Genomic DNA, 23,717 nt, shown 5'->3' with positions numbered 1-23,717 from the left:
GGATACACAAACTCAAAGGATCATTCCATGAATGACAATCAAGGTGTTGAAAAAATTGAAGACTTGGTAGAGCGCTACATGCTCAAATGCCAGGAAGGCTGGACCAAGCAAGGTCTGCCCGTTGAAGTGCTGGCCACGGCGGCGCTCACCTGGGGGATGCGGCTGGCGACCGCACAGCAAGGTTCGGCGGCCGTCGCGGAGGGCCTGCAACGGGTCGCCGATGAGATCATGGCCGAGGCGCATAAAAATTTTCGGCCCAGCACTTGACAGGGAACCGCGAAGCATTGCACCCGTCCAATCATGGTAGGGGCGTCATGTCTGGCGCTGTAGCCCCCTCCCGATACGCCGAGCGCTATCGGGGCCAGCTTCGCCCAAAAGGCGATGCACCGCATACCCTGAGTTCCGGCACGCCGAGCGCTGCCGTTGACGCAGGCCAATTTTTCCAAATTCATCCTTTGCAGGAGTGTGGGCCTATGTCCCAATCAAACCGCGCTCGTATTGCGCCGAGCTATTCACCATCCGCTGCCAAGCTTCGCGGCCTCGTAGGCCCTGCCTTCGCTGCCCCCCGAAATTCCGATGAAGATGCCGTGGGTTTCGTCCGTCGCCTGGGCGAAAACTTCGAGGACTTCAAAGTGCGGCAAAGTGCGTCCCTGGACGAACACCGCGAGGAAATCGACCGGATAAACATCCGCCTCGCCGCCATTGGTCTGAACGGTATCGGAGGCGGCTCTGACGTTCTCCCGGCTGATCCCAGCTATACCGAAACTTTCAACAACTGGACGCGCAGTGGCCAGCAGGAAGGCGACCTGCGTTCCCTGAACGCAACCGGTATTCGGTCGGCGATCCAAGCCGCCATGACGACCAGCCCGGACACCGCCGGCGGCTACCTGGCACCGATCGAATGGGACCGCAAGGTCAACAAGGCGCTTGAAGCCGTAAGCCCCATGCGGCGCATAGCTCGTGTCGTACCCACGACCGTACGCGCCTATTCGACGCTTTATCGGGCTGGCGGCTGGGCCTCCGGCTGGGTCGGGGAAACCGATGCTCGCCCGGCGACCGACAACGCTACGCTCGCTTCACTGACGTTCCCTAACGGTGAAATCTACGCCAAACCCTCGGTCACCCAACAACTGCTCGATGATGCCGACTTCAAAATTGAACAGTGGCTGGCGGATGAAATCAGCGAGGAATTCGCCAAACAGGAAGGCGTGGCGTTCATTTCCGGGAACGGCACCAACAAGCCGCGTGGCCTGCTGACCTATGTCACCGGCGGCGCTTCGGCCGGCGTTCATCCCTCCGGAAACATCACGGTTGTTCCGTCCGGCGCCGCCTCGGCTCTTCCGGATGGTGATGGCCTGATCGATTTCGTCTATGGCCTGACCTCGCCCTACCGCCAAAACGCCAAATGGCTGATGAACAGCATGACGGCCGCCGCCATCGCCAAGTTCAAGGATGGCGACGGAAACTACCTGTGGCGCGAAACCTACGTTGCTGGCCAGCCCGCCACCCTGCTGGGCTATCCTGTCGAGATCGATGAAAACATGCCTGACGTGGGCGCCGGCAACCTGCCGATTGCTTTCGGCGATTTCAAGCGTGCCTACGTCATCAACGACCGCATCGGCCTGCGCCTGCTGCGTGACCCCTACACCAACAAGCCCTATGTCGATTTCTACGCGACAAAGCGTGTCGGCGGCGGCCTTGACGACCCGAAAGCGGTTCGCCTGCTGAAGATCGCCGCCAGCTAATCGAACACTCGCGCGGTGTGCTTCCCGCGCGAGCGGGGCGGGTATCGGCGACCCGCCCCACCCCTCTCACCTACGAGACCCTCGCGCGGTTTGTGTGGTGACTTCCTGCGCGAGCGGGGCGGGTATCGGCAGCCCGCCCCATCCCTCTCGCTTGGTACGGTTGCCTTTCCGGCCAAGAGCGGACGGCCCCCAAAGGGGGCGTGGTCCGCCCCTATTTTTCGGAGGTAACGTGAAAAAGCATACCAGCCTGAGAGACGCCTACAGCGACGGTTATGAGGCCGTCGAAGCTTATTTTGTTGACCGAATCGGCGCCTACACGCGCCGCATCGAAGAGGCGGACCTGCGCATCGAGGCCCTTAATACCCAGCTTCAGAACCTGAACATCACGCAAGCGGCAATTGCTCTGGCGACTATCAGCCAAGCTAATCAGGGGGGCAGAGATGCCGCAAACTGAACTTGAAGCGCTCGTTTTCCAGATGGACGTGAACATCTCGAAGATGGCGAAAAAAATGGACAAGATGACGGCTGACACGAAGAAAACCAGCAATGTCATACAGGGGCATTTCGACAAGGCCGGGTCCAGTATCAGCGGTAATTTCACCAGCGCTATTGAGGGCGCTGCCAGCCAGGTGCCGATCCTGGGCGATGCACTGATTTCCCTCGGCGGCCCTGCCCTTCTGGCGACCACGGCCGTAGCCGGGCTGGCCATAGGTCTGAACCAGGCCCAGAAAGCCATGAACTGGGCCGATGAATTACAGGCCGCGGCCGATCATATCGGCATTTCGGCCGAAGCCCTTCAGGAGCTTCAATTCGCTGCCGGTGACGCCGATGTCGAGGTTTCAGCCATGCAGGAGGGCCTGAAGGCGCTCAATGCCTCGCTGGGGGCTATCCAGACCGGCGTGGGGGCCGCCAAGATTGAGAAGGCGTTCGCCGCCATCGGCATCAAGCCGGAGCAACTGAAGGGCATGAATGACGCCAGTGAGTTGCTGCCGCTGCTGGCTGACAAGATAAGCGCCATGGGCACGCGCGCCGAACAGGTGCAGATCGCCAAAAAGCTGGGCATCGAAGAACTGCTGCCCATGCTGCAAAATGGCGCGGGCGGCTTGAAAGAGGTCACCGACCGCGCCGTGGAACTGGGGCTGGTCATCGATAACCAGACGGTCGGCGCGCTGGCGGATATGAACCGCGAGGTTGAAATCGCCCATCAGCGTATCGATGCCCAGCTTAAGCGGGCCTTCCTTGACCTGGCTCCGGCGATTACCGGCGCCACGACCGCAAGCGCGGATTTCCTGCAATTCCTGACGACCAAGATGCCAAATCAGGAAGGCACTATAGGATGGTTCCTGCTGCGGATGGTTTCCGGCCCGGCGGGTTTAGTCAGCGCGAGCGGCGACCTGGTGAAGCCGGTTATCGACGGATATAACCAGTACGCGAAATTTTATGACGAAGCTATCCGGCAGGGAAAAACGAAAGCCGAGGCTAAAACCTATGCCGAACAGGTGATAGCGCAAAACGCCAAAGCGTCTCCCGTATCCTCCGAATCGGTTTCCGTTGACGACATCCGAAGAAAATTCGGGATCAAAGACCCGGACGTCACACCTCCCTCTAGCGTGCAGGCCACGGGCGCGATCCAGCTTGTCGAAGCCCTGATGGCAGAGGATGCCCGCCTGGCGAAGCAGTATGAAGACGACAAGAAAAAGCTGGCCGCCGGCCTGAAACAGCGCGAGATCACCCAGGCGCAATATAATACGGCCCTGGCCGAACTGACCCGCGAATATCAGAACAAGCAATCCGGCGCCTTTGTGATCCGTAAGGATGGCACCAAGGATCAGGAAGACCTGTACGGCAAGATCGGAAACAACCCGACGCTCGGCACGAATAAGGACCGGGATATCAATATCATCGATCCGATGATGAAGCTGCCGGAGGTGGTCAATCCGGCCCGCGAGGCGCTGGAGGGTCTACGCTCCGTCTCGCGCGATATCGCCTATGACCTGGGCGAGGCCATCGCCTATGGCGATGACCTGGGGGATGCGCTCTCGCATACCTTCCGCCGGATCGCTGCCGAATGGATCACGGGCGGCCTGCAAGACATATTCAACAGCCTTCTGGGCAAGTCCGGCAGTTCGGGCGGGGGGCTGCTCGGCTCGATCATCAGCGGCATCGGCGGCGGAATTACCGGCGCGCGCGCCGGCGGCGGCATGGTTTCCGGGGCGGGCAGCTATCTGGTGGGCGAGCATGGCCCGGAAGTCTTCACGCCCGGCCTCAATGGCAGCATCGTCAACAATAACAGCCTGCGCGCCCTGCAAGGCGCCCGCGCGGCCGATCCGCAGGCGATCCGGGTGCAGGTGGAAGCCTCGCCCTATTTCGATGTGCGGGTGACGCAGATCGCCCAGCCGATGAGCGAGCGTGCCGCGCAGGTGGGGGTATACGGCGGCGCGCAACTGGCGCGGACACAGGCGGCGAAACAGCAACGGAGCGAGATGTCATGAACCTATTAGCGGCCGCCGGCACCTGAAAAAAAGTCCATCGCGGGCTTGATGCCACATTGCGTCGATGCTTCATTTGCGCCACAAATAAATTACGCGCCGGCGTGAAAATCACGTCGGCGCGCTGCTCTTATCGTTGTTACCTGAACCAGGCTATGGCGAGATCAAGCGACTGACTTATGGTGGCGGACGGGATCGTCCAAATAACGACCGTCACCATAAGCATCCCCATTGCGGCCCTCGGCCCCGCTCTGATCCTGACATCAAACCATTTGCATTTGAAGTGCAGGCTATATTTCAGACGTTTCATGCGTCTCTCCATAGGTACGGCCCGAATCAATATGATCGGGCCCGTCCAGTTTCAGAGTTAAGATGTTATTCACAAGGGCTGTCGTGGCGGATTTTCCGCAGACTCACAGGTATCCACTTGTGGCCGATTCACAGCCTGTGACTTGTGGGGATAGATATGGATAATTCGCCAGATCGAAGTAATCTGATCGACAAATCGACAAGTATAGGTCGGCCGGCAAGCTGATGATCGAGCGCAAGCCCTACACGCCGCTCTCGGACGCCCTGGACCATATCTGATTCGCTGGCTCACCTTCCGGGGTCAGATAGCCGCGCGCCGTGAGGTAGTCGGTCAGGGCGTCGACCACCACGGCGGCAAGCGCCCGGTCCTGATCGAGGCAGGCTTCAATGGCCGCCAACTTCACCGGTAGCGGCATCCTGATCGCAACCTGATTATTGTCACGTTGCTTTGAGATCACAAAACCTTGTCCCGTCCGAATTTCTTAGCCATTTCAGGCGGAAGCGCGACGGTGGCAGTGCCGTTTTGACTATCCCCATTTGGCAATCCCAGCGCCTTAATCACGTCTGTCGATTGGCGAAGGGCGGTTTGAGACCCGTTGTCCCCGTCAATGTCCTTGACCAACTCTTGAAAAATCAACTCCCTGATGTCGCTCCACAAATAGAAAGCGGCGGTCATCCGATGCTCTTTTGAGTACACTTCACGCTCAGGCAGCAATTTTATAAGGGAATCCACAATCTGGTTATCATCTTTCACGATATCCGGCATCCCTGTCCGCAATGATGCAAACTTTGCGACAGCAGACATCGAAATACTTCTGAACAGTCCGAAGAGCGCCCACGCTGTCGGTGAGATGTACAACCTTTCGCAATCGGCAAGAGGGTCGTATTTTTGCCCTTCAAGGCCGGTCGATTCCCAGATTTGTTTGGCGAATTGTTTTATTCCATCGCTGTCCCGCCCGCCTTTTGAGGCGACTTCGACCATTTGATCGATATAGGCGGCTTTGCAAAACTCGATGAGCATGGTGTATTTGCCGTCTGCAATAACCGCCGCCCATAGCTTTTCAGCAGCTTCAAGTTTTCTTTTGTCCAAATGTTGATGTCTATTCGACACTATCGACAATACGTTCGAGCGAAGAGAACTTAGTTCGTCATCCTTACGTTTAATCTCTGCTTTGAAAGCTTCCTCCTCTTTACGAAGGTCACCTTTCAACTTTTCAAGTTTGGTATCGAAGCTGCTGCGAATGCCATTTTCAATTGCGGATCGATAGGGAATTGATAGTGCCCAGCCGATTAACCCGACGATGAATGTTGTCGTTCCAACAACACTTAAGAAATCTTGTACTGTAAGGTGCAAGTCCATTTCAGCCCTTGAAATAAGCCTTCAGTATCTGCCGGATCGCCTCCGGACGGCCGGGCAGGTCAGGCTGTTCTCGTCTATACTGATCAACTTTGGCAACCAGGTCTATCGGAAGGCGCACCATGACAGGCGTAGTCTCAGACTTCGGACGCCCTTTTTTAGATTTCTTGATATCAATTATTGCATCGCTCATGATATTTTGATATCAAATTAACGGCCCGTTGAAAAGCTGGAACTAATCAACGGGCCTCACCAAACTGATCACTGGAGGATCAATCATGGCTGCAAATGCCCATAGCACCCCTGTGCCCGCCGTGTCCATTTCGGACGCTTCCCATCTCAACCGCCGCACCGCGCTGATGGCCCTGCCTGCCATATCGGGCGTTGCCGCCCTGGAGGCCGCCGCTGCGCGCGCTGCGCCGCCTACCGGCATGGACGCCGCCATTGCCCGCCTGGAGGCGGCCCAGGCGGCCCTGAAAGCCTGCGAAGCGCTATGCCAGCGCCTGAGCGACGGCATCGATGACATCGTGAGCGTGAGCATGGGGAAAAACAACCGTGGGCAGGAGGTGCGGGCCTATTCCGAATCTGAAATCCACCGGCATTTAGATGCGGGCGTGGAATTCTGGGGGCCGGACAGCAATGCAAAAAAATATCTCGATACCAAGATCGCCGAATTTCGGGAGGTCCGTGATGCACGCCTTAAGGTCGAACGGGATAGCGGCCTGACCGCGTGCCTGGATCGACTTGAATCGCTGGGCACGGAGCATGACGCTGCTGTGGAGGCCCTGCTGGCGATCAAGCCCGCCAGCCTTGGCGAGGCTCGCCGAAAGATAGCGACGCTGGCGGAACCGCTCGCCACCCTGCTGGCGGAAATCGATATCGATGACGCCAAAAGTCTTTTGCTGGCGCTGGCGTAGAATTTGGAAAATGAATTTAAAATTCCAATTGACCCGTCTTCAATTTGGATTTAACTATCAAAAATCCAAATTGGAGATTTCAATGCCTGATTCTGTACTCCTTGCAGCCAAAAAATTTGCCGATATCGCGGGTCTATCGTGGGCAAATGTCTATCCAGTTTATAAGGCATTACAGGGCGAGGCGGCGCCTTGCCTGCCCAAGAGTTCAGGCCGTCAAATCCACCTTGTTCAACCGGTCTATATTGCCCGCCTCCTCCTTGGCGTCCTCGCCTGGCGAGCTGGCGTCGATCCGGCCGCTGCGAATGAAGACTTCTGTCAGGCGACACGCAACGGTGAACCACTGATGGAAGATCAGGGCAGCGGGCTTCAATCCATGCGCCCCTACCTGGAGTTCGTCATAGCCCGAATTCTAAGCGAGGATCGTCTGGTTCGCGGCGCGCGGTCCATTACATTCATGCCTGGTCAGGCATGTGTACGCATTGAGCATACCGATCCCGAAATCGCCGGGGAATATTGGCCACAAGACGAACTGATCCGATTTAAATGGGCCGATTCGGCCGGCCTGATCAGTTCGTCTGCGACCGCTAGCGCTATTTTCGCGTCACTCAAGTGCAGGATCGACTGGGCGATGCCGCATCAATTCATGAAAACGCGTGATGACGAAGAGGTCGCCGATGCGTAAGCCATCAAAGATCAGCCAGGCGGCCGTGGAACGCGCCCTTAAGGGCGCGAGTAAGAGCGGCCTTTCGTTCGACCGGATCAGTGTGGACGTGACGACCGGCGTTATCGACTTTTTCCCCGGCCAGACGACCGAGGCAGATGCCGGGACTGCCCTTGACGGATGGGTAAAAAAGCAAAATGCGGGTTAAGCTCAAAGGTATTCACAAGGTCAGGAAGACCCTCGCCGACGGCAGCGTGGTGCGATACCATTACGCCTGGCGCGGCGGCCCGCGCCTTGATGGCAAGCCCGGCACACCCGAATTCATGGCCAGCTACAATGAAGCCCTGAAAGAGCTTCGCAGGCCAGTTCAGGGCGTGCTGGCGACGCTGGTAGCCGAATGGCGGGCCAGCACCGATTTCGCGCGCCTGTCGGCGAGTTCACGCCGTAATTATGACCTGGCGGCGACCAAGGTGCTTGATCGGTTCGGCGATATGCCCATAAGCGCGCTGGACGATCCACGCGTTCGCGGTCATTTCAAGCGGTGGCGCGATTCCATGGCCGAAACGCCACGCGCCGCCGACTATGCCGCCACCACCCTCGCCCGCATCCTTTCGGTGGCGCTGGATAACGGCCGGATCCATTATAACTACGCCGCCCGCCTTGGGCGCCTATACAGCAGCGACCGAGCGGAAAAGGTTTGGTCCAAGGAGCAAATAGCCCTGTTCGTGGAGAAAGCGCCGGCGTCACTGTCGCTCGCCCTTATGCTGGCCCTTGCCACCGGGCAACGCGAAGGCGACCTCCTGAAGCTCACCTGGGCGGATTTCGACGGCGAACGTATCAAGGTGTCGGTCAGTAAGAAGAAACCCGGCGCACCGCGCGTCAAGCTTACAATACGCCTGCTCGATTATGCCGCCGACGCCCTGAACAGCCTGGAGCGCACCAGTACCCACATCCTGACCAATTCGCGCGGCCTGCCGTGGACCGCATCCGGGTTTCGGGCAAGCTGGCGAAAAGCCTTTGGTAAAATATTTACGGATACCGATCTGCATTTCCACGACTTGCGAGGGACCGCGATAACGCAACTCACGATCGCCGGATGCACAACGCGCGAGATTGCATCGATCACCGGACACTCTGAAAAGACGGTCGAGGCGGTGCTAAATGCCCACTATTTGGGCGACCAAACGCCCCTCGCGGAACGGGCAATCGCCCGCCTCAATGAGAACGGAATGGGAATGAAAACTGTAAACCGACTGTAAACCGCAAACCAATCTTAGCATATCAATAAAGCTAAGTGTTTGAATTAAGGAATGAAAATTGGTGGGTGGGCACGGACTCGAACCGTGGACCCGCTGATTAAGAGTCAGCTGCTCTACCAACTGAGCTACACACCCGAACCAATTCTTCGGAACCAGCCGGGCTTGGTGACCCCGGCGGTGAGGCGCGGAACATAGCCAATTATTTTGCCATGACAAGCGCTAAATTCGCTTTTTCCAAAGTTTTTAAACAGATAACGCCCTGCCGTTCATCCAGGCATCGCGGGCCTTGACGCCGTTATCGGCGAAATCGGTGAAAAGACCATCTACGCCCAGATCAAACAGGTCAAAATACTCTTTCTGGGCATCGCCATTATAATACGGATCAAGCTGGTCATTGCGCATGGTCCAGCTATGGACCTGGAGGCCGCAAGCGTGGGCGGTATCGATGATGTCCTTACGGCGCATGGGCTGGCCCTTGGCGAAGCTCAGCAGGTGCCGCTTCCAGGGCGCCACAATATCGGCATAGGTGGCGATTGCCTTCAGGCCGTCTGGCGATAACTGGTCGCGGTTATCCCCTGCCCGCCCAGCCAATACCCAGTCATATGGCTTGTCGGAGGGAGCCGTCAGGATCATGGCGCCGGTATCCGGATCGGTATCGGAACCGTCGATCAGTTGCATCAGGCGGATCGTGGTTTTCCGGCGCAGGTATTTCAGGTTGGCGGTCTCGAACGACTGGATGATCACCGGCGATGACGCCTTGTCCAGCCCGGCGCGCTTCAGCATATCGAGCAGTTTGTCCTCTATGGCGAGGCCAAGCTGCTGATGGAAGGTCGGATGCTTGATTTCCGGATAGAGGCCGATGGTGCGCCCGGTTTCCCGGCTTTTCGCCTGCGCCAGGTCGATGACCTCCTGAAGGGTCTGTACCTGATAGAGTCCGTCATGGCTGTGATCGCGGCCTGCGAACGCCTGACGGGCGCGTAAGGTCTTGATCTCGGCCAAGGTGAAATCGCAGGTAAAGAAGTCGGTTGTTTCAATACCATCGAGCGTGCGGGTGCGCTTTCGTCCGGCGAATTCCGGCCGGCTGGCGACATCAGTGGTGACGGACAGCAGCGGCTCGTGGCGGACGATGAGGTGGCCATCCAAGGTCGAAACCACATCGGGCTCGATGAAGTCGGCGCCCATTTTTATGGCCAGTTCATAGCCGGGAATAGTGTGTTCGGGCAGATAGCCCGGCGCGCCGCGATGGCCCACAATCAGCGGCCTCTTCGGGCTGGCGGCGTAGGCAACAGTGGCGGCGGCCATGGTGGCAAGTCCTGCGCCGATCAGGCGGCGGCGGTTGAGATGCGTCATGGTAACTCCGGATAAAAAGAAAGGCCAGCCACGGTGGTGAACGCGGCTGGCCCAAGGGAAAGTCAGAGACTCTCCAAATCCTGCAAAGGATTTGGCAAGGGCAAGGCCCGCCGCCGCTGAAGCGGCGAGCCTTCGCGGCCTCTGAGCGACTAGAATGTCTTACGCACGTTCAGGAAGACCTGACGGGGGGCACCCGGCAGGATGGTCTGGGTCGTGCCGGTCGGATCAGAGTTGACGAAACCGTTGGAGCCGATGGTCGAGATGTACTGCTCGTCCATCAGGTTGGTAACGTTGAGCTGGACCGTGGTGCCGATGGTTTCAAAACGATACCCCACGCTCAGGTCGGTGATGGTGCTGGAAGGCACTTCACCACCGATATTGGTGTAGGTGTAATAGCGCTTATCCGTGAAGTTGACGCCGAGGGAGCCGAAAAGCGCGCCGTTGTCGTAACCCAGTTCGGTCTTCAGCAGGTTTTTCGGCGTATTGACGACGGTCTTGTCCTTCGTGGGGGTGACCACCGGATTACCGGCGCCATCGAACGAATGCACATCGTCCTCATACTTGGAGTCATTGTAGCTGTAAGCGGCGTAGAGTTTCCACTGCGGGGTGAAGCGATAGGTGCCGGCCAGCTCGACGCCCTGGCTTGTAACGCCGCCGACGTTCGACAGCACGGGGGCATTGCCCTGGATGCCGGACCCTTGCGCCACGGCCAGGATACGATTGTCGAACTTGACATTATACAGCGCGGCGACACCAGAGAACTGCGGGAAGCGGAAACGCAGGCCGCCTTCGAGAGTCTTCGACGACTCCGGCTTCAGGCTGGTCTTGACGTAATCGATATTGGCCTGGCTTTGCGAACTGAACGGGCCGGAAGTAGCGGCCGAGACATAAGCGTCCATGTTTTCGGCATAGGAGCCGAAGACTTCGTAATGGCTGTTGACCTTATAGACCGCGCCGACCTGCGGCAGGAAGGTGTCCTTCGACTTCAGTTCGGCATTGATGGTGCCGCCGGCCAGTTGATTGACCTTGTTGGTGGTTTCCAGCGACTTGAAGCCGTAATTGATCTTCAGGGCATCGGTAACCGTCCAGACATCCTGGAGGTAGAGCTGGGTCGTCTTGGTGTTGAAGGCGTATTCCCACTGCGTATAGAAGGGGTTGCTCTGGAAGCCGAGGCTGTCACGATGCGGCGCGGCAAGAGTTTCGCCGTAGAAACGACGGGCCTGGTTGAAGTCATTGTTTTCAACCCAGAAGCCGGCCGAAACCTGATGGGTGCCGAGATCGAGCGTGGCGCCGCCAATGGCACCCGTGCGGTTGATATCGTATTCCGTGGTGCGGATCGAAACATAGGCATCGTCCGAAGACGGGTTGGCGGCGTTATAGAAGGGCGAGTAGCTGACACCCGGCGACGGCAGGTACGGCGTGACCCACAGACCCTGGCCCTTATTGGTGTGGTTGTAGATCGTGGCGTTGAACGTGAGGCGGTCGGAGACCGGCAGGTTGAGGCTGATGCCCGACAGGGTATCGTCGCGCACGCCGCCGCCATAATAATAGGCGTCATCGACCGTGGTGATATTGCCCGGATAGGTCGGCGTGGTCTGGGTCTGGTAGAGCTGCGCTACCTGGTTGGCCAGCGCCCAGTTGGGCTGGAAGTTATCCCAGTCATAACCCAGGCGGTCGATCATCTCGAACGACATGTCCTGGTAATCCTGCTCGCGGCGCTGACTGTGGTTCACGAAGGCCGACAGCGAACCTTCGCCGATCGGCAGGACCGCCTTGGCGTCGACCTGCTGCTGCTTCTGCTCACCGCCGCCCTTCCACTTGTCGGTCTTCATATCGACCGCCGAGATATAGCCACGCAGACCGCCGAGCGCCGTGATCGCGCCGGTTTCAAAGCGGCCATAGACGCGGTGCATATTGTCGGAACCCACCGTGCCGGCCAGTTCGCCGCCAAGGGTTTCAGACGGATCACGCGACACGAACTTCAAGGTGCCGCCCATATTGGATGAAGTGGCCGAATCGAGCGAGCCGGCGCCCTGTGAGAGGTCGGCGCGGGCGATGTCTTCGTTGATAATGGCGCGCGAGATATGCAGGCCGTTATAATTGCCATAGCTCATGTCGCCGAGCGTGACGCCATCAAGCGTGAACCCCATCTGGTTCTGGTTGAAGCCACGCACCGAGATGCGGGCGGACCATTCATAGGCACCGAACGGATCGGCCGACTGGAAGGTGACTCCCGGCAACTTGTCGAGCACCTTCAAAGGGCTGGTGCCCGGCGCGACCTTGGTGATGTCGTCGGCCTTGACCGACTGGGTCTGGCGGCTCTGGCCCTGGCCATAGACGATAACTTCGGTAACCTGATCGGCAGCGGCCGGCGCGGTGGCGGCATCAGCGACCGGCGCAGCGTCTTGCGCATGAACCAGCCCGGCGTTCAGAAGGGCAAAGGCGGCCACGGAAGTGAAGAGTGCGATTTTCATGATATATCCCCAGCAGGGCCTTAATGACCCTCTGAGAAAGCGCCCTAACGTCGCTCGGTGACAGTTTTTCCAAGGTTTGAAGACGCAATCTTGTCAGGAACGAAACGATTAAATGACACCTCACAAGATATTGAATTTGCTGTATAAAATAATGTGCTTTTCAGGTTACATTTAAACAGGAGAGAAAAAAATGAAGCCTGAGCTGCTGACCTTGGGAAACAGCCAAAGCCGCGTTGTCGTCATTGATGACTTTACCGGTACTTATAACCAGATTTGCCGCATGGCCGCCGCTCTGCCCCCCTTCCCGGCGCAATCGCAATATTACCCCGGTCTGCGCCGGATGATCACCAAAACGGATCTGCCGGCGCATGACTATATGCAAAGGCTGCTGGTCGAAGCCTCTCCCTATATCGGGGGCGCCTTCGATATCGATCGTTTCGACTGGGTAGAGGGCAGCTTTTCGATGGTGACCCAACCGCCGGAAACACTCGCACCGCGCCAGCGCGCACCGCATATCGACACGGTCGAGCCGAAATACCTGGCGATCCTGCATTATCTCAGCGACACAACCGGCACCGGCACGGCTTTTTTCCGTCAGCGCTCAACCGGCATTGAGCGCGTGACAGTGGAGACTTTCGCTCTCTATGTCGCCGCCGCGGAAGCCGAAAATACGGACGCAAAGGGGTATATCAGCGGATCAAACCCGTGGTTCGAGGAAATCGGCCGGGTTGAAGCCAAACCGGACCGCCTGGTCATCTACGAGGGTTGCCTGCTGCACTCCGGCCTCATTCCGCCCGATATGCCGCTGAGCGACGATCCGCTGACCGGCCGCCTGACCGCCAATCTGTTTGTGCGGGGTTATTAGGGTAGTTTCAAGACCTTGCTGAGTTTCGAGACGCCGGTTTCGTTGAAGGCCTCGACCGCCACATAATAGCCGACGCCGACATTGAGCGCGCGCAGGTCGAGTGCATGGCCATGCTGGCGGCCGCCGAATTGATTGTCGTCATCCTCGGCGAAAAGTTGATAGGTCAGGGTCAGGCGATCTGGCCGGATACCCCAGCGGACATTATAGCCGACCGCGCCAGGTACGGCATTCCAACTGATATGGGCATTGCGCGGGTCGTTGTCACGCTTTGCCGTCACGCCCAAGGGCTTGGCCGGCGCCTTGCCATCGGCAGTACCGAAGATGCGCAGATCAGCAATGGCCAGGTTCGGCGCGCCGATATGGCCGTGGACATAGCGAATATAGCGCGCCTTCATCGGCTGCGGCAGTTCGAAATAGGCATTGGGCCGATCCCGGCGGGGGGCTTCGGTTTCCGCCACCTTCGTCCAAGACTGGCCATCGGACGAAGCTTCCAGCGTAAATTCGGTATAGATATCCGGGCCATCGGCATAGAGACCGGACTTGTAGTCGGCATAATTGACCTGAATGGCGCGCACCGTCTTTTCCGCGCCGAGATCGACGGTCAGGGTCTGGCCGGGCTGGTTATCCGCCGCCAGCCAGAAGCTGCGCGGGTTTTCATCCGTGGCGTTTTTCGGCTCGAAATTCTGGCCTTCCACCGGCGCGTGTTGCGAGGAGACGCTGACCGGCTTGCGATAGGACAACAGCATCCAGCCGGTGAACAGTTTTTCCGGATCATCGATCTTGGATGTCGGCACATAGTGCGGGAAGTCGCCAAAGCGCGCCGACACCGCCATCTGGCCGTCGGCGTAGAATTTCGCCGGCAGCATGTCGATACGGCGCTCAAACGTCCAGTTATAGCCCAGCCAGAGCGTACCGGTGTTCCAGTAATTGCCATATTTGTCCTGGAAGGTCGAGCCATGCCCCGCGCCGTTGACAAAGCCGCCAGGCTTATAGGCCACGGGATTGTAGTCGGCATAGGTGAATGGCCCCAAAGGCTTGTCACTGACATAGGTGCCGTTGGCATAGACATTATATTCCGTGCCCGGCGCGCCGTATTGCAGGTAGTATTTGCCGTTCACCTTGGTCATCCACGCCCCTTCGGTGAAGGGCTTGATTGGCGTGCCATTGGGCAGCTTGCCGGAATGATCCTGACCAAAGCGCTCCCAGCCGTGTTTTTCAGGTTGCAAATAGATGAAGCGGTTTGGCTTGCCTTTATAGGCAAAGGGTTCCGGCGTCATTTCGATGCCGTAGATAGGGTAGATATTCGAAGAGCCCCAGTACATGTACCATTTGCCGTCATCATCGATGAACAGGCCGGGATCCCACGGACTGGGCTGGACCTGGTCCGGCCCCAGATGGCTGTCGTCCGTCCCTTCCCCCACCGCGGTCGGCACCGGCGGGGTGCGTCGCACCCAGAAATCGAGCTTGCCCGACGCCGGATCGTCGCTTTTCAACAGGGCCGTCTGGCGAGTATGCGACTGCATGATGTAGAGCGTCTTGCCGTCGGAAACGAGCGCCGGCGCCACGATGCTCTCGAACGGCCAGCGGCTCGGCGTGATAAAGGTCCAGTGGATCAGGTCTTCCGAGCGCCAGTAGCCATCGGCCAGGGTCTGGAAGAGGTAGTAAGCGCCCTGATGCAGCACCACCGCCGGATCGGCGCCCGTGCGGTAGGAAATGCCCTCGTTCTGCTGCTCGAAATTATAGCGGTAATCGATATCGAGCGGATTGGCATAGGTGGTCTGCTCGGCGTGAGCAGACGCGGCCAAGGCGAGGAGTGAAGCGGTGAGCAATATCGCAAATTTCATCATCCGATCCTCATCAATTTCGCCTGCCCCGTTTACGGGAAAGATGGCGCGGCGCTTGCGCCGTGACGGAAGGGGCAATTCCACCGGTCTTTGCCCCTCCCACCATCGCAAGCGATGGTCCCCCTCCCCGTAAACGGGGCGGGCGAAGATTTATCCCTTTTGCAGCGTCAGTTTGGCTGGCGTGCCGGTGCCGGAAGACGGCGCGATCCAGATATCGAAGTCACCGGGTTCGGCCTGCCATTTCAGGTCCAGCCCGACAAAGGCGAGATCGGCGCGGGAGAGTTCAAAACGGACGGTCTGCGTCTCACCGGCTTTTAGATCAAGGTGCCGAATGCCCTTCAGCGAGCGCACCGGCTGGGTAATCGAGGCCACGCGATCGTGGATATAGAGCTGCGCCACCTCATGGACCGGACGGCCGCCGGTATTGCGCACCTCAACCGAGGCCGTCACCTTGCCGGACCACGGCAAAGTCTCCGCGCTCAGTCGCGTAACGCCATAGGTGACCTTGCTGTAGCCCAGTCCGTGGCCGAACGGATAGAGCGGCGCGAAAGGCGCGTCCCGCCAGCGGGCGCGGTAACTGGCGTCATCGCCAATTTGCGGCCGGCCGGTGGTGCGATGGTTGTAATAGAAGGGCTCCTGCCCGGATTTCAGCGGGAAACTGCACGGCAGACGGCCGGACGGGCTGTAATCCCCGAAGAGCAAATCAGCGATGCCATTGCCGGCTTCCGAACCCAGGAACCAGGTGCAGAGGATGGCATCGGCGTCCTTCACCGCGCCTTCCAGGGCGATGGCGCGGCCGTGGCTGAGCAAAACCACCACCAGCTTGCCTGTCGCCTTCACCGCTTCCGTCAGCGCCATTTGCGCGTCCGGCACGGTGATTTCAGTGCGCGACTGCGCCTCGCCGGACATTTCCTGTCCCTCGCCGATACACAACACCACCACATCCGCCGCTTTCGCTGCCTTGACCGCCGCGTCTATGCCGCCTTCGATCGGCGCGTCAATATCGCTCCCTCGCGTTACGGTCAGATTATCGCCGATCACACCACGCATCGCCATCTCGACCGTGACACTGTCTTTTGTATCCGGGAAGACCACCCAATAGCCGTTAAGCTGGTTCTTGTCCGCCGCCAGGGGACCGATCAGGGCGACCTTCTGGCCGGACTTTTTGAGCGGCAGGATATCATTATCGCTCTTCAGCAGCACACAAGCCCGCCGCGCCGCCTCACGCGCCAGGGCAATGGTTTCGGGCTTGCGCATATCGTTGCGTTCGCGTACCGCATCCATCGATTTATACGGATCATCGAACAGGCCGACGGCCTTCTTGATGCGCAGTACCCGGCGCACGGCCTCGTCCAGAACCTTCAAAGGCACCTCGCCCTTGCGCACAAGGTCCGGCAAATATTTCATATAGATGCCGCTTTGCATGGACATATCGCAGCCTGCCAAAATCGCCTTCATCGCTGCATCGCGGCCATCGGCGGCGAAACCATGGGCGATCAATTCCTCTTCCGAGGTAAAGTCGGAAACCACGAAGCCCTTGAATCCCATCTCACCGCGCAGAATATCGGTCAGCAGCTTGTGATTACCTGTCGAGGGCACGCCGCCGATATCGTTGAAGGCGCTCATCACCGTCAGCGCGCCCGCATCGATACCCGCCTTGAAGGACGGGAGATGCGTCTGGCGCAGGGTCGGCTCGGTAATTTCGACCGTATTATAATCCATCCCGCCTTCAACCGCGCCATAGGCGGCGAAATGTTTCAGGCAAGCCAGCATCGAATCCTGCGCTTTCAGGTCCGGTCCCTGAAAGCCCTGCACGCGGGCGGCGGCGAACCGGCAGGCGAGCCAGGTATCCTCGCCCGCCGCCTCAGCCGATCGGCCCCAGCGCTGGTCACGCACCACATCGACCGCCGGCGAGAAGGTCCAGTGAATGGCATTGGCCGTGGCCTCCACCGCCGCCGCGCGATTGGTGCGGCGGGAGAGTTCCGGATCGAAACTGGCGGCTTCGGCCATCGGGATCGGGAAGATGGTCGTCATGCCGTGGATGATGTCGGCAGCGAAGATCAGCGGAATGCCGTGGGGCGATTTTTCGACCGCCACCTTTTGCAGTTCACGGCTCAGGACCACGCCGCGCCCATTGAACAGGCCGGTGATCTTTCCGGCGGCGATATCGGCCAGCACCTGGTCTTTCGATTGGCTGGCAATGGCCGGGTTGAAAAACGCCGCCTCGGTGCGCACGGAGTCTGAATAAAGGCTCAGTTGCCCAGCCTTTTCCTCCAGCGACATCTTCGCAATCAGCCCTTCGATAAAGGCATCCTTTGGCGCGGCGATCGCCGGCAGATAGGCCGATGCGGCACCCATCACCGCGAAGGTTGAAGCCGCCCCCTTGAAAAAGGCGCGCCGGGAAAGAGGCTGAGACATGATTCAGGCTTTCAGAATAAAAAAGAGGGGAAAACCAAGGCTCTCCCCTCTCCAGTTTGCTCATTCACCAGGGAGAGCGCTTACCACTTGTAACGCAGGCCGACCTGATAGGACCGGGCCGAACCGACCGTCACGTCATCGCCGGCGCGAGTCGGACCCTGCTGACCATTACGCTGGTCGATACAGCCTGTGTCCGTCGGCGAACATTTCAGGCCGCCATTCCAGCCGGAATAGGTGCGATTGATCGAATCGAACAGGTTGTAGACCTGGCCTTCCAGCGTGATGGTCTGGCCGCCCGGCAGGTCGAAGTCCTTCGATATGCGCAGATCGACATTCTGGTAGGCAATATCGTCCTTCGGCGAAACGCCGCCGGGAATGATACGCACGGCCGGACCGCTGGCATCGATGTAATCGAACGGACCGCCCGAAGCCAGGGTGACGAAGGCCGACAATTGCGTATCCCAAGGACCGTCGACAATGCCGGTGCCGACAAAGCGCCACTTGTCGACGCCCTCGGCATCGTGCCAGCCGGAATCATGCGGCATGGCGTAGTCGAAGATAAAGCGGTCATTGTGACCTGTGGCCCTGGCGTTGGTCAGGGTCAGGGTGCCGCTGTAGCCATAGTGCGAAGCGCGGGTATAGGGCTTGTCTACCGTCAGGTAGAGGGCCTGATATTTTGCCTGCTGGTCATTGGTTGAGATAATGAAGTTGCCATAGCCCGGCAGACCATAGCCCCAGGGCTGGCAGGCATATTGCGGGCCATAGCTGCACCAGGAGCCATCCGGATTACGATTACCCAGAACAAAGCTAAAGATATCCTTGCTCTCGATATCGGCCAGCGTCAGACTGGTGGCGATATCACCGAACTGCTTGCGGACACCCAGGTTGAACTGATCCGAATAGGGCACCTTGGCATTGTTATTCAGTGCAAAGATTTCACCCTTCTGGCCCGTAGCCTTTGCGGCGGCGATCAGAGCATTCTTGTCGGTGAAATAGGCCGGATTCCATGTGACATTGTTGTCGTTCGGATTGGTGTCGACCGTACCTTCTGGATTGATGTTCAGCGTCACCACATGGATCTGGGTGCGGCGCGTTTCCAATTGGGCGTCATCATAGATGGTGCGGTCATAATAACGGCCGTAACCGCCGAAGATCACGAGATCACGATCGCCATGCACGTCATAGGAGAAGCCAAGACGCGGCGCCAGGGCGCCACCAAATGCCTTACGGTTATGGCCGTCGCTGATATAGTCTTCCGGATCGAAACCGGCCGCCTTGAAATTGGCCCAGCCGCGCAGAGCCGCCGCAACGCCCGGATCGGTAACGAACTTGTCGTTCAGCATGTTGGTTTCATAATCCCAGCGCACGCCGAGATTCAGCGTCAGGTGATCATCAACCGTCCAGTCATCCTGAATGAACAGGCCCCACTGGTTGTTTTTGCCCGTGACGACCGGATTGCCGTCAGCGATAACGACACGCACCGGCACATTGTTCGATGCGCCATAGGTATAGCTGCTGGCCGGATAGAAGAATTCCGGATTGAAGTGATCGGCCTCCGTGGCGATATATTCATAAAGCGCCAGTTTGACGCCCGCCTTGATGACATGCTGGCCGTGCCAGTCCAGACCCGTGAAGGTCATGGTATCACGGAAGGTGGTGTTGTCCTGGCCCTTTTCCTGGGCATAGGTAGCGCCGCCAACCCTTGCCAGTACGCCGAAATCCGTCGGGCTGTTGATAATGGTCTGGCCCGGCGCATCGGTCAGCGGCGTCTGGAGCCAGTGATAGGTCTGGTATTCCAGCGTCATTTCATTGAGGATATTTTCCTCACGATACTTCCACGAAATCAGTCCCTGACGGACATACTGGTCGAGCGTATTGCCCTGTGTATAGGCCGTGGTCCGATCGAAGCCACGCACATCGTCTTCTTCGCGGTCCTGGAAGGAGACGTCGATCGTGTTCATCTCATTCGGCGTCCAGGTCAGCTTGCCAAAGTAGAGATCTTCCTGGAAATCCTTCGCGTAGACACCGTTTTCGGATTCAAAGCCTGGTAAGGTGATGTCAACGGCGTCCGTCGGACGCTGGTCCTTGCGATGTTCATAGGCCGCGTAGAAATGCAGCACATCCTTGATGATCGGCCCGCCGAGATCGACGCCGTATTCGGTGTTCTGATAGTCACCCTTGGGCTGGCTGCGCTGGAAGTAGGGCTGACCGATCATATCCTTGGACTGATAGGTCGCAAAGGCGCTGCCGTGGAACTCGTTGCCGCCGGTCTTGGTGACGGCCGAGATGATGGCCGTGCCCGCCTGCTCGTATTCGGCCTTGAAGTTCTGGGTAGAGACCTTGAATTCCTGGATGGCCAGTTGCGGGAACGGATTGCCGCGTGAGGAATCCTGCCCCATCGTACCGCCCTGCAGCACCTGGTTCTTCTGGCTCTGGCCATCGATGAAGACGTTGACCTGGTTGGCCGAGGTGGCGCCGGCGCGGAACTGCTTGTTCTCGGCGTCGGGCGTCACCGCCACACCAGGAGCCAGGGCGGCGAAGTTCAGGAAGTTGCGGCCGTTCTGCGGCAGGCTGTTGATTTGGGTCTGCGAGACGCTGGTCGCCACTTCCGAGGTGCGGACTTCCTTGCGGCGACGGCCGACGACGGTGATGGTCGCGGTCGGTTCGGCGGCCGCGGCGGCGTCGAGATCGAGCGTGGTGGTTTCACCGACTGCCAGGGTCACTTCCTGAACGGTGGAACCGACTGCGATCTTGTAATTACCGGGACGCAGGCCCACGATAACATAGGTGCCGTCAGTGCGCACAGTGCCGGTGGTGACGGCGCCGGTATTGGTGTCGGTGGCGGTGACAGTATCGCCTGCCTGGGCCGACGCCACATGCCCCTGCACCGTGGAAAAATCCGCCGCCAGGGCGGCGCCACCGAGCGTGGCGGTGAGCGCGAAAATCGACGCCCCCAGAACCAGCCGGAATTTGGTTGTATGTTTCATTATCGTTCCTCCCACAGATATGTGTGTCGTGCTTGGTGCCGGCCGAAACCCCGTCTTTGACTTGAGGTGCGGCCCGTGTGTGGTGGTCAGCCTGTTCGTTTGCTGCTTTCCCGAATGACCAGTTCCGGTGAAATCACTATGCCCTCCGCCGGTTCGGCGTCAGGGTTCGCCAGCGCATCGGCCAGCAGTTCCAGGCCGCGCCGGCCCAGTTCGTAGACGCCGACCCGCAGGGTGCTAAGCGCCGGCTGGGCGAAGCGCGCGATCGGCACATCATCGAAGCCGACCAGGGCGATATCGTCCGGCACCGACAGGCCGCCTTCCTTGAGCGCGAACAGGGCGCCCACCGCCATCATGTCGTTGCCGACGAAGATGCCGTCCGGCAGGGGTGCGCCGGCATCGGCCGCGGCCAGAATATCCTTCACGCAGCGGAAGCCGCTCTCCTCGGTGAAATCACCTTCGTGAATGGTGACAGACGTGACCTTTGAACCGGCCGCCACCGCCGCCTCGAAGCCGCGCCTGCGTTCCTGCGCTTCGAAATTGCTTTCCGGCCCGCTGATATGGGCCAGACGCGTGCAGCCTTGCGCCACCAGATGCTCGACCGCCAGCTTGCCGCCGGCATGGTTATCGACCGTAATGGCGCCGTAACCCGACTGCCCGATGCGGCTGGCGATGGTCACCAGCGGCAGGCTGACCGGCAGAACGGCGCCCAGATCCTGCGAATCGACGAAGGGCGACATCACCAGCAGGCCATCGACCCGGCCGGACATGGCCAGGATGGCCGCCACGGCTTCCTTGACGTCGCCGTGAGAGCCCGAAACCAGCAGGTGCAGCCCCTTGGCGCGCGCCGCGACATCGACGCCACGGATGATTTCAGAGAAGAACTCGCCATAGATATCCGGCAGCAGCAGGCCGATGGTGTTCGTCTTCGCCAAAGCCAAAGAGCGCGCGCCGCCATGCGGGATATATTTGAGCTTGGCGGCGGCTTCGAGCACGCGCGTGCGCACCCCCTCGGCGACATTGTCGAGGCCGTTGATGGCGCGTGACGCCGAGGCGATCGACACGTCCGCTTCCTTTGCAACGTCGTTCAGCGTGGCGCGCCGCATCGTCTCTCCTGTGGTGGTTATTTCGCCTCCCCGCCTGCGCGGTAAAACATGGCAGGAAGGCGGCAAGGTCTCGTATGACGCCACTCCGTAAACGCTTACATTTCGCTTGTCAACGATTATGCAAGCGCTTACATTGCCACTTGTGATCACGAAATTTAGACACAAAGCCGTCTGACTTCACGTCAAAAAGTACATTAATGCCTTGTATTAAAAAGAATTTGAATAACCAAAAATCAGACTGCCACCAGACGCCCCACCCTTTGCGATCCGGTTTCGCCTGAAAGTCCCCGCCAAACACCGCGCAAGTGTTGCGCCAGAGTAACAAACGGGACGCCCATACCAAGACACGCAGGCGCTGTCGCCCTATCAGCGCATGCGCCCTAAGCCCCGCCGCACCAGTTCCGGCGGGGTTCTTTTTTACATCTTCGGCGCCTGGCAATAGCGGGCGATGTAGTCGTCATGCGTCGGCATGGTGCTGACGTTACCATCAATCACCGCCTCGATATCACGCAGGAAGCTGACAATTTCCGCTTCGGATAGAAGGTCGACATTAGGGTCGTAACCGGCGGCCATCCCCTGTCCCAACAGCACCTGCACCCAGCTTTCCTCGCGGAACAGCTCGAACGCGCCACGCTTGAAGACCCTTGCCGATGACCAGAACAGGTCAAGCTTGCTTTGGAGTGAGTCAGGCACTGGCATGTGCTTGACATAGGCCCAGAAGGGCGTGTCTTCGCGGTTCGTCACCTTGTAGTGGGCGATGATGAAGTCGCGGATGTCGCGGTATTCGTCATCGGTATAGGTGTTGTATGCGTCGATGTCGGCGGCATTGAAGCCTTGCCCCGGAAACAGTGACAACAACCGCAGGATACCGGTCTGAATCAGGTGGATGCTGGTCGATTCCAGCGGTTCCAGGAAGCCGCCAGAAAGCCCGATGGCAACGCAGTTCTTCACCCATGCCTTGTGCCGCTTGCCGGGCCGGAACTTGACCAGGCGCGGCTCGGCCAGGGCCTGTCCGCCAAGCGTGGACATCAGGGTATCGACCGCCGCTTGATCATCGGTATGGCCGCTCGAATGGACATAGCCATTGCCGGTGCGGTGTTGCAGGGGGATGCGCCACTGCCAGCCGGCATCGCGCGTCGTGCAGGTGACATAGGGCGTGATCTGGGCCGGATTGACCGAAGGCACGGCATAGGCGCGGTCGCATAAAAGCCATTTGTTCCAGTCTTCGTAGCCGACACCCAGCGCCTCGCCGATCAGCAGACCGCGCATCCCGGAACAGTCAATAAACAAATCTCCACCTATCGCCTGCCCGTTTTGCAAGGTCACGGTGTCGATAAAGCCGTCCTCCGGCCGCAGGTTGACCTGAGTGATCCGGCCTTCAATGCGCCTGACGCCGCGGCCTTCGCTCAGGGTCCGCAGATAGCGGGCATAGAGCGAGGCATCGAAATGATAGGCGTAGTCGAGATCGCCGATCGGCGGGCCGCGCCGGGGGTCAGGCGGCGTGAAGCGCCCTTTGCGAGCGGCGGCGCAGCAGATGGCGTAATGGTCGAAATGTTTGACCGCGCCTTTCTCGCGCATCTTCAGCCAGAACTGGTGCGTATGCAGCCACAGCCGGTCAATGCCGATCTTGCCGAAGCCATGGATATAGCTGTCGGTCAGGTCGCGCGGGCCATCGCGCCAGCCGACGAACTCAATACCCAGCTTGAAGGTGCCCTGCGTCGCCTTAAGGAACTCGGCTTCATTGACCTCCAGCATCTCGTTGAAGACCTTGATGGCCGGGATAGTCGCCTCCCCCACCCCTATCGTGCCGATTTCCTCGGATTCGATCAGGGTGATGTCATAGCGGCCCATCAGCAGCTTGGAGAGCAAGGCGGCCGTCATCCAGCCGGCCGTGCCGCCGCCAACAATGGTTATGCTTTTGATCGGTGTATAAGTCATT

General features: G+C 59.0%; 19 protein-coding genes and 1 tRNA gene. 9 read left to right on the top strand and 11 right to left on the bottom strand.

The window, feature by feature from the left end; genetic code table 11:
- Positions 1 to 27 precede the first annotated feature (27 nt).
- The 4 genes from NVV72_14680 to NVV72_14665 all read left to right on the top strand — a co-directional run bounded on the left by NVV72_14680 (position 28) and on the right by NVV72_14665 (position 4,237).
- The gene (locus NVV72_14680; GenBank protein ID MCR6660519.1) at positions 28 to 267 is read left to right on the top strand and encodes a hypothetical protein; all 240 of its coding nucleotides are present in this window, start codon (positions 28 to 30) and stop codon (positions 265 to 267) included.
- A 206-nt stretch (positions 268 to 473) separates the two neighbouring features.
- Positions 474 to 1,745 (top strand): phage major capsid protein, encoded by a 1,272-nt coding sequence (locus tag NVV72_14675; protein MCR6660518.1) that lies wholly within the window; start codon positions 474 to 476, stop codon positions 1,743 to 1,745.
- Between the two features lie 229 nt (positions 1,746 to 1,974).
- Positions 1,975 to 2,199: a hypothetical protein gene (locus NVV72_14670; GenBank protein ID MCR6660517.1), complete on the top strand. Its 225-nt coding sequence runs from the start codon at positions 1,975 to 1,977 to the stop codon at positions 2,197 to 2,199.
- On the top strand, positions 2,186 to 4,237 hold the full coding sequence (locus NVV72_14665; GenBank protein ID MCR6660516.1) for a hypothetical protein: 2,052 nt from the start codon (positions 2,186 to 2,188) through the stop codon (positions 4,235 to 4,237). Before NVV72_14670 ends, NVV72_14665 begins: the two co-directional genes overlap by 14 nt.
- Before the next feature lie 548 nt (positions 4,238 to 4,785).
- Here the strand turns inward: NVV72_14665 and NVV72_14660 are convergent.
- Genes NVV72_14660 through NVV72_14650 form a run of 3 tightly spaced genes read right to left on the bottom strand, consistent with a single transcriptional unit; the run spans position 4,786 to position 6,093 of the window.
- The gene (locus NVV72_14660) at positions 4,786 to 4,947 is read right to left on the bottom strand and encodes a hypothetical protein (protein ID MCR6660515.1); all 162 of its coding nucleotides are present in this window, start codon (positions 4,945 to 4,947) and stop codon (positions 4,786 to 4,788) included.
- A 50-nt stretch (positions 4,948 to 4,997) separates the two neighbouring features.
- The gene (locus NVV72_14655; protein ID MCR6660514.1) at positions 4,998 to 5,903 is read right to left on the bottom strand and encodes a hypothetical protein; all 906 of its coding nucleotides are present in this window, start codon (positions 5,901 to 5,903) and stop codon (positions 4,998 to 5,000) included.
- Between the two features lies 1 nt (position 5,904).
- Entirely contained in the window at positions 5,905 to 6,093 is a 189-nt protein-coding gene (locus NVV72_14650) for a hypothetical protein (protein MCR6660513.1), read from the bottom strand.
- Between the two features lie 85 nt (positions 6,094 to 6,178).
- Here NVV72_14650 and NVV72_14645 point away from each other — a divergent pair, with 85 nt between their 5' ends.
- From NVV72_14645 to NVV72_14630, 4 genes are read left to right on the top strand one after another with little or no spacing between them, the layout of a single operon-like run.
- Positions 6,179 to 6,817, top strand: a complete 639-nt coding sequence (locus NVV72_14645) for a hypothetical protein (protein ID MCR6660512.1) — start codon at positions 6,179 to 6,181, stop codon at positions 6,815 to 6,817.
- Positions 6,783 to 7,499 (top strand): hypothetical protein, encoded by a 717-nt coding sequence (locus tag NVV72_14640; GenBank protein ID MCR6660511.1) that lies wholly within the window; start codon positions 6,783 to 6,785, stop codon positions 7,497 to 7,499. The genes NVV72_14645 and NVV72_14640 overlap by 35 nt, the downstream gene beginning before the upstream one ends.
- Positions 7,492 to 7,686, top strand: a complete 195-nt coding sequence (locus NVV72_14635) for a hypothetical protein (GenBank protein MCR6660510.1) — start codon at positions 7,492 to 7,494, stop codon at positions 7,684 to 7,686. The genes NVV72_14640 and NVV72_14635 overlap by 8 nt, the downstream gene beginning before the upstream one ends.
- A complete protein-coding gene (locus NVV72_14630) occupies positions 7,676 to 8,737 on the top strand; it encodes a tyrosine-type recombinase/integrase (GenBank protein ID MCR6660509.1) in 1,062 nt (353 codons plus the stop codon). Before NVV72_14635 ends, NVV72_14630 begins: the two co-directional genes overlap by 11 nt.
- 59 nt (positions 8,738 to 8,796) lie before the next feature.
- Here NVV72_14630 and NVV72_14625 read toward each other — a convergent pair.
- The 3 genes from NVV72_14625 to NVV72_14615 all read right to left on the bottom strand — a co-directional run bounded on the left by NVV72_14625 (position 8,797) and on the right by NVV72_14615 (position 12,561).
- Positions 8,797 to 8,872 (bottom strand) — tRNA-Lys (locus NVV72_14625).
- A 108-nt stretch (positions 8,873 to 8,980) separates the two neighbouring features.
- The gene (locus tag NVV72_14620) at positions 8,981 to 10,087 is read right to left on the bottom strand and encodes a glycerophosphodiester phosphodiesterase (protein ID MCR6660508.1); all 1,107 of its coding nucleotides are present in this window, start codon (positions 10,085 to 10,087) and stop codon (positions 8,981 to 8,983) included.
- Between the two features lie 149 nt (positions 10,088 to 10,236).
- A complete protein-coding gene (locus NVV72_14615; protein MCR6660507.1) occupies positions 10,237 to 12,561 on the bottom strand; it encodes a TonB-dependent receptor in 2,325 nt (774 codons plus the stop codon).
- A gap of 190 nt (positions 12,562 to 12,751) precedes the next feature.
- Here NVV72_14615 and NVV72_14610 point away from each other — a divergent pair, with 190 nt between their 5' ends.
- A complete protein-coding gene (locus NVV72_14610) occupies positions 12,752 to 13,426 on the top strand; it encodes a DUF6445 family protein (GenBank protein ID MCR6660506.1) in 675 nt (224 codons plus the stop codon).
- Here the strand turns inward: NVV72_14610 and NVV72_14605 are convergent.
- From NVV72_14605 to NVV72_14585, 5 genes are all read right to left on the bottom strand, one after another.
- Positions 13,423 to 15,273, bottom strand: coding sequence for a family 43 glycosylhydrolase (locus tag NVV72_14605; protein ID MCR6660505.1), 1,851 nt, complete (start codon positions 15,271 to 15,273; stop codon positions 13,423 to 13,425). The genes NVV72_14610 and NVV72_14605 overlap by 4 nt on opposite strands.
- Positions 15,274 to 15,420: 147 nt before the next feature.
- Positions 15,421 to 17,688, bottom strand: a complete 2,268-nt coding sequence (locus tag NVV72_14600) for a glycoside hydrolase family 3 C-terminal domain-containing protein (GenBank protein MCR6660504.1) — start codon at positions 17,686 to 17,688, stop codon at positions 15,421 to 15,423.
- A gap of 80 nt (positions 17,689 to 17,768) precedes the next feature.
- Positions 17,769 to 20,675 (bottom strand): TonB-dependent receptor, encoded by a 2,907-nt coding sequence (locus tag NVV72_14595; protein MCR6660503.1) that lies wholly within the window; start codon positions 20,673 to 20,675, stop codon positions 17,769 to 17,771.
- An 86-nt stretch (positions 20,676 to 20,761) separates the two neighbouring features.
- Positions 20,762 to 21,778 carry a LacI family transcriptional regulator gene (locus NVV72_14590; protein ID MCR6660502.1) on the bottom strand — a complete coding sequence of 339 codons (1,017 nt, stop codon included), beginning with the start codon at positions 21,776 to 21,778 and terminating at the stop codon, positions 20,762 to 20,764.
- Between the two features lie 417 nt (positions 21,779 to 22,195).
- Complete coding sequence (locus tag NVV72_14585) at positions 22,196 to 23,716, bottom strand: tryptophan 7-halogenase (GenBank protein ID MCR6660501.1); 1,521 nt, start codon at positions 23,714 to 23,716, stop codon at positions 22,196 to 22,198.
- Position 23,717 lies beyond the last annotated feature (1 nt).

Origin of the sequence: Asticcacaulis sp. (genome assembly GCA_024707255.1) — a bacterium.
Lineage (GTDB): Bacteria > Pseudomonadota > Alphaproteobacteria > Caulobacterales > Caulobacteraceae > Asticcacaulis.
Note: the sequence above shows the minus strand (reverse complement) of the source record. Positions and strands in the feature narration are given on the sequence as shown.